Genomic DNA, 16049 nt, shown 5'->3' with positions numbered 1-16049 from the left:
TGCGGGATGTGTCGTGTTGGGATGATCAGCCCCCCTTGACCGAACCGGCGAGCAGGCCGCGCACCAGATAGCGCTGCAGCCCGAAGAAGACGAGCAGCGGTATGATGATGGTGACGAAGGCCGAAGCCGTTAGGATTTCCCAGTTGCCGCCGCGCGAGCCGAGCAGCGCGTTCAGCGCGCCGGTCAGCACGAGGTGCTGCCTGTCGGTGCCGAGGAAGACCATGGCAACAAGCAGGTCGTTCCACACCCAGAGGAACTGGAAGATCGCGAAGGACGCAAGTGCGGGAAAGAAAGAGGCAAAACGATGCGGACGAAGATTTCGAAATCGCTGGCGCCATCGACGCGCGCCGATTCGATGATCTCCTTCGGCAGCCCTGCGATATATGCGCGGAGCAGGTAGATGGCCAGCGGCATGCCGAAGGCCGTGTGCGCCAGCCAGATGCCGAGATAGGTCTTGGACGGCGCATCGAAAGCCGCGCCGACCATATTGTAGAGGCGCAGAAGCGGGATCAGCGACATCTGCAGCGGCACGACGATGAGGCCGACGACGAGCGCGATCAACAGCGCGCGGCCCGGGAACTCCATCCAGCTCAAGGCGTATGCTGCAAAGGCAGCTATGAGGATCGGAATGATGGTCGCCGGGATCGTCACCGTCAGCGAATTGATGAAGGATTGACCGATGCCCTCGCCCGTCAAAACCGTCCGGTAGTTCTGCATCGTGAATTCCGGCGGCGTTGCGATCGAAACGTAGACGCGCCGGCCACCGTCGTCCGGGCCGAAGGGGGCATTCTTTGTGTAGCGGTAGCTGCCGTCGCTGTTGACGAGCAGCGAGACGCCGTCGCCGAGGTCGGCGGTCTCATCGGCGCTGTAGGCAGCGGGCTGCTGGACGCGCGTGCCGAAGGCTTTGATCGAACGTCCCTCCTGGCCTTCCAGGACATTGCCGGCGATCACATAGGTCGCGCCCTCTTGCTTCTGCTGGTCGGGCTGTCCAAGGCGGGATGCCACGGTTCGGGAGGAGCCGGCGAAGGCTGTCCACCAGCCGGAGACGACGAGCTGATCCTTGTCTCGCAGCGCGCTGATGAAGATGCCGAGCGTCGGAATCAGCCACAGGATCACGATGACCAGAACAACGAAGTGCACGAAAAGGCGAGCGGGGCCAATCTTGAAGAAATCTCTGGCAAGCGTCATCTCAGTGGCCTCCCAGCTCGCGATTGGCGCGGCGGACGTTCCAGACCATGATCGGCGTCACGGCCAGCATGATGATGAGGGCGATGACGGCGCTTCGGCCGGAATCGCCGCCTCCGCGGAACATCCAGTTGAACATCAGGTTGGCAAGAACCATCGAGTTCCATTGACCGTTCGTCATGGTCAGAACGATGTCGAAGACCTTCAGCACGAGAATGGTAATGGTGGTCCACACGACGGCGATCGATCCCCAGACCTGCGGCACCATGATGCGCCAGAAGATTTGCCAGCCGTTGGCGCCGTCGATGACAGCCGCCTCGATGGTTTCTTCCGGAATACCGCGCAGCGCCGCGGAGAGAATGACCATGGCAAAGCCCGTCTGGATCCAGATCAAGATCACCATGAGGAAGAAGTTGTTCCAGAAGGGCACCGAAATCCACACCTGCGGCGTGCCGCCGAAAAGCTGCACGATCGCGTTCGAGAGTTCGATCTGGGTGTCGTTGCCGCCGCGAAACTCGTAGATGAACTTCCAAATGACGGATGCGCCGACGAAGGAGATCGCCATCGGCATGAAGACGATGCTCTTGGCGATGTTGCCCCACCAGATGCGGTCGGTCATCACTGCGATGACCAGGCCGAAGAACGTGCAGGCCGCCGGAACGACGGCAAGCCAGAGAATATTATTAAAGATGGATTGGCGGAATTCACGATCGCCGAAGGCCCACTGGTAATTTGCAAAGCCGACGAACTGCTCACCGGAGCGATCGTAGAAGGAGAGGATGAGGGTCGCCACGACGGGGTAGACGAGATAGACGATCAGCAAAAACAGCGCCGGCCCGAGAAAGAGCCACGGGCGGATCATCGCACGGCGGTTCAGATTGCGCGCTGCCGAACGAATGTCGCCATCCTTCACGGGTAGCGCCAGATCCAGAATCTTGTTCGAAAAATAGAAGTAGGCCGAGCAGGCGAATACCGCCACCACCACAACGCCCAACGCGGAAACTATCTGCGACAGCATTCGTCCCTCCCCGTGCTACCCTTGCCTATGTTGAAGGGCCGACACCAGTTACCGTCAACTTCTTTATGCGTTTGATCATAGTATCCGGCGTTGACCGGCCCCCCACGGGTCCGGTCATTCGTGCCAGAAATGCCGCGGGTTTCCCGCGGCACCGGCATCGCGATTACTTGATGGCGTCCCAGGAGGCCTGGATTTCCTTGCCGGTGTCTTCCGCAGACTTGCCGCCGACGAAATCGACCATCCCGGTCCAGAAGGCGCCTGCGCCGATCTTGCCGGGCATCAGGTCCGAACCGTCGAAGCGGAAGGTCGTGGCCGTCGTCAAGATCTCGCCTTCCCGCTTCATCTGCTCGTTGGCATAGGCCGCCGTGTTCACACCCTTGTACGGCGTCAGGAAGCTCGACTGCGCCATCCAGACCTCGTGCGCGATCGGCGTCTTCAGGAATTCGACGAAAGCGCGGGCGGCCTTCGAATCCTTGGTGATCGAGACAAGCGTGCCGGCACCGAGAACCGGCTTGCCGAGGTCGGCATGCGCCGCATAGGTCGGCATATAGAAGAAGTCGGCGTCCTGACCGAGTTTGGTGCCTTCGGGGAAGAAGGACGGGATGAACGAAGCCTGATGGTGCAGGTAGCACTTCGGCGGAACGGCGAAGAGACCCTTCGGGCTGTCGCGGAAGTCGGTCGAAGCAACGGCCGCAGCACCCCCATCGACATAGCTCTCGTTCTTGGCGAACTTGCCGAATTCATCGATCGCGGCAACGACGGCCGGGTCGGTGAACTTCACTTCGTTCGTGGTCCACTTGTCATAGACATCCGGCTTGTTCATGCGCAGCATGATGTCTTCGATCCAGTCGGTCGCAGGCCAGCCGGTCGCGCCGCCAGAACCGAGGCCGATGCACCACGGAACGCCGCCGTCCTTGACGATCTGGTCCGTCAGGGCATGGAGCTCTTCCATCGTGGTCGGAACCTTATATCCAGCTTCCTTGAAGTTTTCCGGAACATACCAGACAAGCGACTTCACGTCGGCCTTGTACGGGAATGCATAGTAACCGTCCTTGCCGTCCTTGCCCTTGTAGGTGCCGTAACCGACCCAGCTGTCGCCCGCGCCGTAGTTGTCCTTCACCCACTTGGAATTCTCCTCGCCCAGCGGCGTCAGGAGGCCCTTGCTGGCGAGATCGGCCAGGAGGCCGGGCTGCGGCAGGATCGCGACGTTCGGAGGCGAGCCCGCCTGCGTATCGATGACGATCTGCTGTTCGTAGTTTTCGGAGGATGAATAGGTGGCATCGACGCCCGTCGCCTCAGTGAAATAAGCGAGAATGCTGCGGAAGAAGGCCTCGTCCTCACCGCGCCACGGCCCGAAGATTGTCAGCGGCTCGCCTTTCAAATCGGCGTGAGCTGCCTTGAACTCGTCATAGCTCTTCCAGTTGAACTTCGTATCCTGACCTGGAGGAAACTTCAGGTCGGCAGCAGAAGCTGCCCCGGCAAACAGCGCCGTTACGGCAACGCCCATCAAAAGAATTTTCTTCATGTGATCAACCTCCCATCACAATCCCAACGGCGCTTCCCAACCTCCCGAGAGCAAATTTCAAAGCGCTTTGACACTCATTTCACTTTCGGCAGAAAAGAGTCAAGCCATTTCAAAAACACCGCGGAACGAGACGCTTGCATTGCCCATTGCAGCGGCATCTGGAGGGGAATATGGAGCGATTTTTCTTGAGTTCAAGCGCCGCAGTTGCTACATAATTGAAAGCGCTTTGGACGCAGGGAGGCGTGTGTTGAGGGCGCTGAGGAGGAACGCGGCAGGTGAATCTCAAACAGCTCTCGGAATTGCTTGGTCTTTCGCAGACGACCGTCAGCCGTGCACTCAATGGCTATCCCGAAGTCAACGAGGCGACGCGCGAACGTGTGCTTCGCGCCGTCAAGGAAACGGGATACCGGCCGAACAAGGCGGCTCAGCGTCTGGCGACCGGCAAGGCGGGTTCGATCGGACTGGTGATGCCGATGGCGCCTGGCCATCAATCGGATATACATTTTGGCGAGTTCCTGGCCGGCCTCGGAGAGGAGGCCGTCCGGCAGGACTTCCATCTCGTCATCATGCCCTCGGACCCCGACGACGAAGTGGCTGCACTTCGCCGCCTCGCGATCAGCGGCAATGTCGATGCGCTTTTCGTTGCCTATATGCGCGCTCACGACCCGCGCCTGGCGATGCTGAAATCGCTGGCGATGCCGTTCATCGTCCATGGCCGCTCGTTCGGCTCGGAGCCGGATTATCCCTATCTCGATGTCGACAACGAGACCACCTTCTACGATGCCGCGAAACTCCTGTTGCAGCTCGGCCATACGCGATTCGCGCTGATGAACGGGCCGGCGCATCTCGACTTTGCGATCCGCCGGAAGAACGGCGTCGTCGCGGCCTTGTCGGAACGGGGACTGACCCTTTCCAAAACCTGCGTCAGTCACTCGCTGATGACCGACGAGCAAGGCCTGATCGCGATGGAGCAGTTTCTGCAGATGCCGGAGCGTCCGACTGCCGTCCTCTGCTCCAGCACCGTGCTCGCACTCGGCGCGATCCGCGCCCTGAACCAGGCTGGCCTGAAGCTCGGTGAGGATATCTCGCTCATCGCCCATGACGACGAGCTGCCGCTTCTGAAGCCGGAGAATTTTTCGGTTCCGCTGACGACGACGCGCTCATCTCTTCGTGCCGCCGGCGCCCGCATTGCGCAGCGCCTGATCGGCACCGTCAAAGAGATCGGCACCTATCCGGAGCACGAGCTGTGGAAAGCGGAGCTGATCGTCAGGGCCTCGACCGGCCCTGCACCGCGATAGGCCTCAAAATTTCGGCGGCGTCTGGCCGGCCGCGCGATGCCCGGCAATGACGGTGTTGGCCATCAGCATCGCGATCGTCATCGGGCCGACGCCACCGGGAACCGGGGTGATCACCGCGGCAACATTCGATGCTTCCTCGAAGGCGACGTCGCCGACCAGCCGTGTTTTGCCCTCGCCCCTTTCCGGTGCGGCGATGCGGTTGATGCCGACATCGATGACGGTGGCGCCGGGCTTCACCCAATCGGCCCTGACCATCTGCGGACGGCCGACGGCCGCAACCAGGATATCGGCATTGCGGCAGACGGCAGGCAGATCCTTGGTGCGCGAATGAGCAATCGTCACCGTCGCATTGGCGTTGAGCAGCAACTGCGCCATCGGCTTGCCAAAGAGGTTCGATCGGCCGATGACGACGGCGTTCAGCCCAGACAGGTCCTCGCCATGCATTCGGCGGACGAACACCATGGCACCGGCCGGCGTGCAGGAGACGAGGCCGGTTTCAAGGTCGCCAGTCGCAAGCTTGCCGGCATTGACGACGTGCAGCCCGTCGACATCCTTTTCCGGCAGGATCGACTGGATGATCGGCTCGCTGTTTAGATGCTTCGGCAGCGGCAGCTGTACGAGGATGCCATGGATCGAGGGATCGGCGTTGAGGTGACGAAACGAGCGCGGCAAGCTCTTCCTGCGTCGTCTCGGCCGACAGGGTGTGCTGTACCGACTTGAAGCCGCATTGCTTGGCCATCTTGCTCTTTGAATTGACATAAGCATGGCTTGCCGGATCGTCGCCGACGATCACCACGGCAAGCCCGGTCTTCACGCCGCTCTGCTTTTCCAGCGAAGCCGTCGCCATCTTTACTGTTTCGATTATCGAAGCGGCCACCTGCTTGCCATCGATCACTGTCGTCACGCGATTCTCCTGCCCTGCCTCGCGCGCAAACTAGGCTCTCGCCAGCCGCGCTGTTTGCCTCAGAACGCCGTATCCTGTTTAAAAGCGCCAAATGCAAGAGCTTTAACATCTTCCCGGCCCTAAAGTATCTGTGTTGGTCAAGCGGCTTTGACGGACCATACCCGACCGTCGCGCAGGAGCGCGTTGGCGAGGATAAGAAGCTTGCGCATGACGAGGTTCCGCGCGCGATTTCGATGATGCCGCGGCAGAGATCAATGATGGCCGGCGCCGTGGGATTGCAGCCTGTCGCGCAGGCCGGCGAGCCGATCGCGCAGCAGTTCGAGTTCACCGGCTGCCACCTCCGGCTGTTCCGGGACCGCTAGCGTCTCCGCGGCACGTGCGGGACGCTCTCGCAGGAGGCGCAAACCAAGCATGCCAGCAAGGCCGATCGCCATTGCAAGTGCAGCCCCGACACCAGAGCGAAGCGGCAGTCCGGGGCCGGAGGCGAACGGCAGTGGTCTTTATCGGCTTGGCGGCGGTGATCGGAGCGGCGATGGAAGCCGTCGCTCTAACGGCATCGGCCATCCGCGATCTCGCCGCCTCTGTCTTGTCGCGCAGTTCGGTCAGTTTGGCGAGATCGACACCGGTGTCCCGGCTCCGGGCGATCAGCGTGTTGCGCTGATCGTTCAGCGTCTTTCGTGCTTCTGCGGCTTCCTTGAGAGCGGCATTTGCCTCTTGGGCCTGGCGAGCCAGCTCCTTCGCAACCTTGTCCTTCAGGCCGTCAACGACAGCCTGCTGTCCGAGACGGCGCGGATGGCGCGGACCGAGCTCGTTCGAAAGCAGCGCCAGCGTCGCCTTCTCGGTGACGTATTTGTCGCGCGCGTCCTGCAGCGCAGGGGAGATCACTTCGATCGGCAAGGAACCGTTCAGCACATCGCCGGGCTTGGCCACCTTGAGACGATCGGCCTCTTGCTTGGCAAGCGTGATCCGCTGCTCGGCGATCTTGAGATCGGCGTCAAGCTGGTTGATGCGCTGCTGAAGATCACTTGCGACTTTGACGTTGCCTTCGCCGCTGCTTGCGGTGAAGGCGGCCAGCTGCGCCTTCACGTCCTCATAGGCCTTGCGCAACCCTGCGCCTGCCTCCGCCGATGCAGGAGGGCCGCTGGACGTCAGCATGTCGGAAAGCCAGGAAGCGATACGCGAAGACTTGGCGCCATCGGCCGTCGTGACTTTCAGACGGACTGTGCCCTGCGTTCCATCCGCATTGGCCTCGACCATTCCTGCAAGCGCCGCTTCCGCACGCGAGGCCGCGTCGGCCGCTGCACCACTGCCCGAAAGGAGATCAAGTGCTACGCCGATCGTGGATTGGCCGCCGGTGAACTCTGGATCGCGATCGAGCTTCAGCGCTCCAACGGCGGCAGACATGGTGCGGCCGGAAAGCAGGCGGCTCACGGCTGCCGCGGTCACGGCGCCGCGCTCGGCTTTGGCCGCCTGCACATGAAATGCCGCCTCCGCCGCATAATGGGGGGTGTCGGTAGACATCAGCAAGGGGATGCCTGCGCCGATCAAGGCAGCCACTGCGATTGTGCCGATCGGTTTCGCCAAATTGCGGCGGCGGACGGGCCGAGCGTTGAGATTTGCTGCATCTACCTGCCGGGCCTCGGCAGGCGCCGCCAGTCTATGCTGCGATGGCTCCGCAGGACGGACATCGTTTGCAGCACGCAGACGTGTTTCGAGGATTGTCTCGATGCGGTCGACCAGGTGCGGCGGTTCGGGCGGTGCGCTCCGCTGCCGGCGCTGCTCTTCGAGTGCTTTTCCGATCACCCTCAGCAGTTCGGCCTCCGAGGGGCGAACGGGCAGGGTTTCGAGATTTCGGTCTCGTGCATCGACGCGCCCCGCCGTTGCCAGTCGACGCCTATCAATGCTGCCTTTTAACCTGCTGTCATACATGACGCCATATCTCATGCGCACGAGCCGAGCCGCCCGTAGGAAGCGGATGATTAAGGCACTCTAAATTTTCATGGCAAAGAAATGGTTAACTGCCCGAGGCAAGAAGCAGGGTCTCGAGTGAGCCCCCTCGCTCTGTTCCTGCGGTAACGGCAAGGGGACGCTGTTGTTGCCCGCCTGGCTAAGGATGCGCTCGCGGCGATTGAAGCGGTACTGCATCACGTAAAACAGAAAGACCGGGATGCCGAGTACATAGCGCCGCCAGAGACGGGCCGGTTCCTGCAGCATCCGGTAGGCCCATTCCAGCCGCATCATGCGAACGGTTTCCGGAGCGCGGGGAACAACTTCGGAGATGAAATCGAAGAGCGCCCCGACAGTCAGAACAAGCCGAGCATGGTCGGCGCGAATGTGATGATGCGCCCACTTCTCCTGCAGCGGCGTTCCCATGCCAATGATCAGGATGTCGAGGTCCTGGCGCTCAACCTCGTCAATGAGCTCCGTCGGGTTCTCCTTGTCGAAATAACCGTCCGAAATGACGATGAATTCGTGCCAGGGCGCATGCTTGCGGAAATTCGCTGCGGCTTTTTCGACGACTTCGCGCCTGCCGCCGATCAGGCCGACACGACGCGGATTTTCCATATAGGTCAGAAACGCGGGAACGAAGTCCGTGCCATTGAGATTGGCAGGGAACGGCGCCCCATGCGCTATCTTGGAAGCGATGTTCAGGCCGATGCCATCCGGCAGGACGAGATTTTGCAGGAGGATATCCCGGTATTCGCTATCGCGCAGCGTCATCAGCATGTTGTGAGCGTTGACGAAGGAAATGACGGTCTGGCCGACAGGAAAGGAGGCGAGCTCGTTGATGAAGACGAGCGCGTCGTCCCATCCGAGGTCGCACACCGGCACGTCGAAGATCGTGCGGCGCGATGCGAGAACCGCGAAATTCGCGATCAGGTTCATTCCAACCTCCAGCCAGGGTGCTTCACGCGCCCGACATCCCGGAAAACACAAGATACATTCCGCACCAGCAGGTTTTTACGAACCGGCAGCACCCGCCCGCCTGCAGGAAGTCCCCAACGCTGCACCAGGGATATGAAGGGAGCTATAGCAGGTGGGTTTCAAACAACTCTTAGAAAAGTCGTTCGAATTCCGCCGCCGCTTTCAAGGCTTTGTTAAGCTTGTGCGCCAAAGCGCTGCGGCTTTTCGATCCCTGGAATGCCGCCAATCTGCTCGACGAGGAAGTCGACCAGCAGCCGGACCCGGGCAACGCCGGCGCGTTCGGGGACGATCAGCATGCTGAGCGGGACAGGCGGCAGCGAATAGTCCGGCAAGATCACCTCAAGCTTGGCAGCCGTCAGGAGATCGTCGACAAGCCATCGATGGGTAGGTGCGATGCCGCGCCCGGCGACAATGGCCTCGCGTGCAGCAAGCCCATGGTCGACCCGAAAGCGCCCTTCAAAGGGCACGGCATGGTCTTCGCCGCCGGGCCCCCGCAAAGCGAGCATGTCGCTCCCTGCCACGTTCGACATACGGATGCCTTCATGACCGAGCAAATCCTGCGGGACAACCGGCTTCCCCCGCGCTGCAAGATAGTCCGGTGACGCGACGAGCAGACGCCGGGACTGGCCGAGCGCCCGCAGCTTCATCGAACTGTCGGTGAGCGGGCCCAAGCGAAGCGCGATATCGACGCCTTCCCGCACAAGGTCGACGCGCTCATCGGTAAGGCTGAGGTCGACTTCGATATCGCGATAGCGGTCCTGAAACGCGAAGATCAGCCGGCTGACGTGCAGAACCCCAAAAGCCGCAGTGCAGGAGATCCGGATCGTGCCGGACGGCGCACCACGCGTGCCGCGCGCCTCATCGCCTGCCTGTTCGACAAGGCGCAGGATCTGGACGCTGTTGGCATAATATCGGCTGCCTTCATGGGTCAGCGCGACACGCCGGGTGGTCCTGCTCAGCAGAGGCGCGCCGACGGCCTCCTCAAGCTCCCGCAAATGCCGTGTGACCGTCGACTGACCGACCCCGAACTCGCGCGCAACGGCCGAGAGGCTGCCGCGTTCGGCAACGCGGACGAAGGTTCGCATACGTTCCAGCGTCACGTCTGAACTATCCACTATTCGGCATAATCTTATCCATTACGCACATCTAGTGGATGATTTAAACCCTGTCTACCTATGGGTCAGTTCTCACCTTCACAGGATCACTGACCATGAAAGTTCTGCTTGTCTTCGCTCATCCCGAACCGCGCTCGCTCAATGGGGCACTGCGAGACGTTGCCATGAAGGAGCTCGAGGCCCAGGGCCATGAGGTGCGCGTGTCCGACCTGTATGCCGAGGGCTGGAAATCCGAAATCGACCGTGCCGACTTTCCGTCGCTGGTAACTGATACGCGGTTCATACCTGTCGCTGCATCCAAGAGAGCTTTCGAAACTGGCGCGCTGACCGAGGATGTCAAAACCGAGATCGATAAGCTCCTGTGGGCCGATATGCTGATCCTCCAGTTTCCGCTTTGGTGGTTCAGCATGCCGGCAATCCTCAAGGGCTGGGTCGAGCGGGTCTATGCCTATGGGCTTCGCCTACGGCGTCGGCGAGCACAGCGACAAGCGATGGGGCTGACCGCTATGGCGAAGGGGCACTGGCGGGCAAGCGGGGCCATGTTGATTGTGACTGCCGGCGGCTGGCAGGAACATTACTCGACCCGCGGGGTCAACGGACCGATCGACGACCTGCTATTCCCGATCAATCATGGAATCCTCGATTACCCGGGCTATGACGTTCTTCCGCCTTTCGTGGCTTACAGGGTCGATGCGTCTGGACGAGGCCGGCTTCGAACGCGCAGCCGAGCGCCTGCGTGAGAGGATGCGCACGCTCGAGTCCACCCCACCTATCCCATATCGTCAGCAGAATGGCGGAGACTATCTGATCCCCAGCATGCAGCTACGCGCTGAGCTCGGCGAACCGGGCGCAACCGGCTTTGCGCTTCACCTGAACGGCGCAGGCGAAGCCGGCGAAACTAGTGCGCAGCGCTCGCAGCTTCAGGTGGCGGGGGCTCGATGATCTTGACCGGATCGGCCGTTTTCTTCTGTTGGCCGGAGGCGTTGGCTTTCACGTCGTCCTTGGAAAGGTAGTCGAGCTGCTCCAGCATGACCTCGTGAGACGTATTCGCCGCCGAGTTTCTCGTTCATGCCTTTCTTGATCGCGTCGCGGAAGGCCTGCGGGTCGAAGGATTTCAGCTTGCTGATATCGACCATCTTATTGCCGACGAGCAGGGTGAAAAGCTCGTCGGTGGTCATTTCGGTAAGCGGCAGGGTCATGCCCTTGACCGTATCCTTGTTCATCATGAAGGACACGCGGCCGAGGAAGTAACCAGTCACCGCGCCGTCGCCGATGATCGGTACGGTGATTGTCTCGCCCTTCACAAGCTCAAGCTGGCTCTGCTTCGAATTATCAGCCGGCGGGGCCGGCGCTGTCGCCAGCTTCACGGAGAAATAGACCGAAGCAAGCGTGATGGCGCAAACCCAGATGCCTGTCAGGACGAGCTTCACCATCCGGCATCACGCGCGACGAACTGTTCCTGGGAATAGGTGCCGTCGGCATCTGCATCCTGAACGGCATTCTTCAACAGGTCGGCAACCGCACGAACGGCTTCGAGATGTGCCTCAACGCGCCGGGCATTCAGCGTCAGCTTCTGCTTCAGCCCGTGAAGCTGTTCCAGATGCGACGCAGCAAGCTCGGCCGGGTCCGTATCACGGAAGAGCATCGACAGCTCATAGAGGCAGCGGCTCTTATGTGCATTTGAGACCTTGAGATCGAACTGCGGGTCGCTGCCGATCCGCGTGTTCTCGTTGTCAATGATCATTTCCAGGCGGCCGAGGACCGACTTGATACGATATTCATTCGAGATGATTTCCATTTTATCCTCGGTTATGCTTCATTATTGATCTTGGCATCCGCCGTTGGCGTGCCGAATGTCTTGCGCTGGAATTCGTCGATCATGCTGAAGGCGACCTTGCGGTCATCCTGGTCCGCCGACGCGTTCACGATGGCGCCTTCCTTCTTGCGAAGCGCCTCGTTATACATCTGCTTGGCTATGCCGACGCCGTCACCTTCGGAGATGACGTTGCCGAGTTGCTCGGCCATCATGCCCTTCCAGATGTCGCCCGTAGCGCCCTTGCCGTAGACACTGTTCACTGTCGCTCGGCAGCATGTTCTTGATGAAATTCTGAAGCACCATGGCCTCGAACTTCCGGTAGGTTTCCGGAATCTCTTCAGACTTGGCGCGATTTTCGACGTTGTCGAGGCCGGTGGCGCTATCAAGCACGTCGACCTTGGCAGAAAAGCCATCGCCGTTCTCGGCAAGGCCCGTTGCCCGAAACGCCGTGCGGCTCGCTTTCAATTTCTCCTGGGCCACCTGAACCTCCATCGGGTCGGCGGCTTTGACAACATCCAGGACCAGATCACTCGGGGGTGAAATAGCCAATGTCACAATCCTCTAAATTAAGTTGTAGGGATTATGGTTTTTGAAGCTTGCTGGAGGCTGGTGTTGCAAATTTCTGATCGATGACATCGTAGACCGCGTTGTCATCGGCCTCGCGCCGTTCGGCTTCAAGGGCTTCCTTCATGCCCTCTTCCAGCCGGTCGCCCTTGGCCCGCTCGCGCTGCAGGCGCATCTCGTGCAGCTGCTGCATGCCGGTCAGCTGCTTGTCCTTGGTGCTCAGCCGCTCGAACCGGTCGGCATAGCTTTGCGAAAACGCACGATGGACCGGATCCATGGAGCCGAGCGCCATGACGACATTGTCAATCGACTGGTTGACCTCGGCGCGCTGGCGGCTCGTTTCGGCAAGGTCGTATTCCGCCATCTGCTCCAGATGCCGCTGCACTGCGACGAGCCGCTTCAGTTTTTCCGAACGGGTCTTCTCCGCCATCCGCTATCTTCCGATAAACACGCTTGGGAAAGATTGCGCATACTGGCTGATCAAGGCAGAAACCGAGAAATAGAACAGGAACAAGCCGCCAAGCAGCATGTAGGGCGTCGAGATGAAATACACGGGAATCTGCGGCGCCAGCTTGTTGATGAAGCCGATCGAGACGTTGAACATCATGCTGTAGATGAGGAACGGGCTTGCGAGCCGGAGCATGATGTAGGTCGTCGATTGCAGCGTATCGGTGAGCGAAATCAGATTGGCGCGCATATCGGCAATGCCGCCGAAGGGCATCGTCGAGTAGGAATCGATCAGCGCCCGGAACACGATGTGATGGAAGTCCATCATGAAGAGGATCATCATTCCGGCAAAGGTGATGAAACCGGAGAGACTTGTTTCCAGCGAATCCTCGATGACATCTGCCGCACCCGGTGAGGTGTATCCGACCATCATGGCGATGATGCTGGCGGCGAATTGGAAGCCCAGCGTGTAGAGCCGCGCCAGCAAGCCGTACATGACGCCGATCAGCGATTCGCTGACGATGAGCCCGATATAGGTCGCGCCAGTGTTGCTGACGGCCGGATAAACCGTATCCCAAAGAACCGGCAGCATGGCGATCGAAAGGCCGCCGGCCACAAAGACCCTCAGCAGTTCCGGCACGCGCGCCGAGGAAAAGCCTGGCATTGCAAGGACACAGCCGCCGATCCGGCAGAAAACCAGGAAGAGCGCCAAAACAGTCCCTTGCGGGTCGGAAATCATGAAATGGAGCCCAAAATCTTTATCTCGATGCCCTTGGCCAGTTCGACGTGCGAAAGAACCGGAAGCGTGGCGAACAGCCGTTCGATGATCATGCGCACATAGGAGCGTGTTTCGGGCGATGTGACAAGGGCGAATGGCAGGCCGCGGTCCATGAATTCACGGATAACCTTCGTTGCCTGCTCGCTGAACTCCTCAAGGCTGCGCGGGTCGATGTCGAATTCGACGACCTCGCCCTTGTTGTCGCGCTTGAGCGCCTGGTGGAAGGCCATGTCCCACTTGCTGCCGAGCCGCAGGACGCGCAGCACGCCATTGTCCGCCAGGTCGCCGCAGAGCTGCTGCGCCATGCGGATCCGCACATGCTCGACGATCTGCTCGGTCTTGCGGACATGCGGCGCGAGCTCGGCCACGGCTTCCAGGATCAGATGCAGGTTACGGATCGAGACGCGCTCGGCAAGCAGCAGCTTGAGGACGGCCTGCAGGCCCGAATACGACATATGCGAGGTGCAGATCTCGTCTGCGAGCTTCTTGTATTCGGGATCGAGACGGTCGATCAGAACCTTCACGTCCTTGTAGGAGAGAAGCTGCGGCAAGTTGTTGCGGATGACCTCGCTCATGTGGGTGAGGACCACCGAGACGTTGTCGATCGGCTGGAAACCTTCGCGTTTCAAGTCCTCGGCGAAAGCCTCAAGAATGGAAACCGCCGGCATGCCGAAAGCCGGTTCGCGGATTTCGTCTCCTGGAATGCGCGGCTTGCGGCCAGAGCCGGTGACGACCAGAACTTCGCCGACACGCAACGCGTTCGATGCCACCGTCGTGCCGTGGATGCGGATCTGGTAGGACTTCTCGGGAATGCTGATATCGTCGGTGACCTTGATCTCCGGAACGACGAAGCCATACTGCGTTGCAAATTTCTTGCGCATCTTGCCGACCCGGAAGGCGAGTTCCTGGTGTGCGCCGAGGAGGCGTGTCGACACCATCTTGCCGAGCGCGAGTTCGATTTCCGAGGTGCGCAGGACCGATTTGACGGAGTCCTTTTCGAGCTCCTTGGTCTGAACGACCTTCTTTTCCTCCTGCTCGCGGCGGACCTTGTTCTCTGCTTCGATCTGCCTCGGAATGAACCATGCACCGAACGCCATGAGGCCGCCGAGGAACATGAAGGGGACTGTCGGCAGGCCGGGCATCAGGCCCAGGACCGCCATCAGCACGGCGGAAACGGAAAGCGCGCGCGGATAACCGCTCAGCTGATTGACGACGGCCTGGTCGGTCGAGCCGATGGTGCCGCCGCGCGAAACGAGAAGGCCGGCCGCCAAGGAAACGATAAGCGCCGGCATCTGGGCGACGAGGCCGTCGCCGACCGAGAGCTTGACGAAAACGTCGGCCGCTTCGGAAATCGGCATGTCATGGCGGAAATAGCCGATGATGATGCCGCCGAAAATATTGATGCAGGTAATAAGGAGGCCCGCGACCGCATCGCCGCGGACGAACTTGGAGGCACCATCCATGGCGCCGAAGAACGAGCTTTCCTCCTCCAACTCCTTGCGACGGCGCTGCGCTTCCTTCTCGTCGATGATGCCCGCGGAAAGATCGGCGTCGATCGACATCTGCTTGCCGGGGATCGCATCCAGGGTGAAACGCGCGCCGACTTCAGCGATACGCGTCGCACCCTTGGTGATGACAATGAAATTGATGGTGATCAGGATCAGGAACACGATCAGGCCGATCACGAAATCGCCGGACATCACCAGGCTTGCAAAACCGGCGATCACGCCGCCGGCGGCGTCATGTCCCTCATTGCCATGCGAAAGGATTACGCGCGTCGTTGCAATGTTTAGCGACAGTCGCGTCATGGTCGCGATCAGCAGGATGGTCGGGAAGGACGAAAATTCGAGAGGCTTCTGAATCCAGAGGGCAACCATCAGGATCAGAACGGAAAACGCGATCGAAAAGGCCAGCCCCAAGTCGATCAGAAACGGCGGAATCGGCAGGAAGAGCACACAGATGATGACCATGATGCCGAGGGCAAAACCGACATCACGAAGGCTCGGAGCAGATTTCGGAAGGGGGAGTGCAGGTGGTTGCGCCATTTCGATTCTCGTCTCTTCATGAGAGGAGGCAGGTATGCCCTGCCCAGTTCGGATCGAGAATTAACCGGCGAAGCTTGCGCGAAGGTAGCTCAGAAGCCAGACTGGATGCGCGAGAAGACCATGTCGGTGAAAATGGAGATCTGGGAACCGACGAACGGCGCGGAAATGCCGACGGTAATGAGAACGGCGACAATCTTTGGAACGAAGGTGAGCGTCGCTTCCTGAATCTGCGTCAGCGCCTGGATCAGCGCAATGACGAGGCCGACAATCATGGCAGCAGCGACCGCAGGGCCGGCTGCGATCAAAACGGTCCAGATCGCCGCCTGAAAAAGGTCGAGTGCATCGGCTTCATTCATCGTCAGGCAACCTCATATCGCCTTTCGGTCCGCCCCGCAGTAGCCGGACCATTATTGCGTTCATTGCAAGTCA

The 16049-nt window shown here is 60.3% G+C and carries 13 protein-coding genes and 4 pseudogenes; 3 read left to right on the top strand and 14 right to left on the bottom strand.

Annotation, left to right across the window (positions count from 1 at the left end; genetic code table 11):
* Positions 1–25: 25 nt before the first annotated feature.
* The 3 genes and pseudogenes from ACW4PC_RS18075 to ACW4PC_RS18065 all read right to left on the bottom strand — a co-directional run bounded on the left by ACW4PC_RS18075 (position 26) and on the right by ACW4PC_RS18065 (position 3728).
* A pseudogene (locus ACW4PC_RS18075) lies at positions 26–1188 on the bottom strand (carbohydrate ABC transporter permease).
* Between the two features lies 1 nt (position 1189).
* A complete protein-coding gene (locus ACW4PC_RS18070; RefSeq protein ID WP_455874669.1) occupies positions 1190–2203 on the bottom strand; it encodes a carbohydrate ABC transporter permease in 1014 nt (337 codons plus the stop codon).
* 163 nt (positions 2204–2366) lie between these two features.
* On the bottom strand, positions 2367–3728 hold the full coding sequence (locus tag ACW4PC_RS18065) for an ABC transporter substrate-binding protein (RefSeq protein ID WP_455874668.1): 1362 nt from the start codon (positions 3726–3728) through the stop codon (positions 2367–2369).
* A gap of 275 nt (positions 3729–4003) precedes the next feature.
* Here ACW4PC_RS18065 and ACW4PC_RS18060 point away from each other — a divergent pair, with 275 nt between their 5' ends.
* Positions 4004–5026, top strand: a complete 1023-nt coding sequence (locus tag ACW4PC_RS18060) for a LacI family DNA-binding transcriptional regulator (RefSeq protein ID WP_455874667.1) — start codon at positions 4004–4006, stop codon at positions 5024–5026.
* Positions 5027–5029: 3 nt separating this feature from the next.
* Here ACW4PC_RS18060 and folD read toward each other — a convergent pair.
* From folD to ACW4PC_RS18040, 4 genes and pseudogenes are all read right to left on the bottom strand, one after another.
* A pseudogene (gene folD / locus ACW4PC_RS18055) lies at positions 5030–5930 on the bottom strand (bifunctional methylenetetrahydrofolate dehydrogenase/methenyltetrahydrofolate cyclohydrolase FolD).
* 324 nt (positions 5931–6254) lie between these two features.
* On the bottom strand, positions 6255–7874 hold the full coding sequence (locus ACW4PC_RS18050; protein WP_455874666.1) for a succinoglycan biosynthesis protein exop: 1620 nt from the start codon (positions 7872–7874) through the stop codon (positions 6255–6257).
* Between the two features lie 45 nt (positions 7875–7919).
* On the bottom strand, positions 7920–8816 hold the full coding sequence (locus ACW4PC_RS18045; RefSeq protein WP_455874665.1) for a WecB/TagA/CpsF family glycosyltransferase: 897 nt from the start codon (positions 8814–8816) through the stop codon (positions 7920–7922).
* Between the two features lie 212 nt (positions 8817–9028).
* Complete coding sequence (locus ACW4PC_RS18040) at positions 9029–9970, bottom strand: LysR family transcriptional regulator (RefSeq protein ID WP_455874664.1); 942 nt, start codon at positions 9968–9970, stop codon at positions 9029–9031.
* 95 nt (positions 9971–10065) lie between these two features.
* Here ACW4PC_RS18040 and ACW4PC_RS18035 point away from each other — a divergent pair, with 95 nt between their 5' ends.
* Both ACW4PC_RS18035 and ACW4PC_RS18030 read left to right on the top strand, forming a co-directional pair.
* Positions 10066–10710 (top strand): NAD(P)H-dependent oxidoreductase, encoded by a 645-nt coding sequence (locus ACW4PC_RS18035; protein WP_455874663.1) that lies wholly within the window; start codon positions 10066–10068, stop codon positions 10708–10710.
* A 4-nt stretch (positions 10711–10714) separates the two neighbouring features.
* Entirely contained in the window at positions 10715–10912 is a 198-nt protein-coding gene (locus ACW4PC_RS18030) for a hypothetical protein (RefSeq protein ID WP_455874662.1), read from the top strand.
* On the opposite strand, the pseudogene ACW4PC_RS18025 reads toward ACW4PC_RS18030, so the two are convergent.
* The 7 genes and pseudogenes from ACW4PC_RS18025 to fliQ all read right to left on the bottom strand — a co-directional run bounded on the left by ACW4PC_RS18025 (position 10869) and on the right by fliQ (position 15976).
* A pseudogene (locus tag ACW4PC_RS18025) lies at positions 10869–11403 on the bottom strand (hypothetical protein). The gene ACW4PC_RS18030 and the pseudogene ACW4PC_RS18025 sit on opposite strands and share 44 nt — an antisense overlap.
* A complete protein-coding gene (locus ACW4PC_RS18020; RefSeq protein WP_039843988.1) occupies positions 11397–11768 on the bottom strand; it encodes a hypothetical protein in 372 nt (123 codons plus the stop codon). The pseudogene ACW4PC_RS18025 and the gene ACW4PC_RS18020 overlap by 7 nt, the downstream one beginning before the upstream one ends.
* Positions 11769–11779: 11 nt before the next feature.
* Positions 11780–12335, bottom strand: a pseudogene (locus tag ACW4PC_RS18015) (rod-binding protein).
* A gap of 31 nt (positions 12336–12366) precedes the next feature.
* Positions 12367–12780, bottom strand: a complete 414-nt coding sequence (locus tag ACW4PC_RS18010; protein ID WP_039843986.1) for a hypothetical protein — start codon at positions 12778–12780, stop codon at positions 12367–12369.
* Between the two features lie 3 nt (positions 12781–12783).
* Positions 12784–13536: a flagellar biosynthetic protein FliR gene (locus tag ACW4PC_RS18005; protein WP_455874661.1), complete on the bottom strand. Its 753-nt coding sequence runs from the start codon at positions 13534–13536 to the stop codon at positions 12784–12786.
* Positions 13533–15620 carry a flagellar biosynthesis protein FlhA gene (gene flhA / locus ACW4PC_RS18000; protein WP_022717184.1) on the bottom strand — a complete coding sequence of 696 codons (2088 nt, stop codon included), beginning with the start codon at positions 15618–15620 and terminating at the stop codon, positions 13533–13535. The genes ACW4PC_RS18005 and flhA overlap by 4 nt, the downstream gene beginning before the upstream one ends.
* Before the next feature lie 89 nt (positions 15621–15709).
* On the bottom strand, positions 15710–15976 hold the full coding sequence (gene fliQ, locus ACW4PC_RS17995) for a flagellar biosynthesis protein FliQ (protein ID WP_022717183.1): 267 nt from the start codon (positions 15974–15976) through the stop codon (positions 15710–15712).
* Positions 15977–16049 lie beyond the last annotated feature (73 nt).

This window comes from Rhizobium yanglingense (genome assembly GCF_977109285.1).
This window is presented reverse-complemented; position numbering and strand designations above follow the sequence as displayed.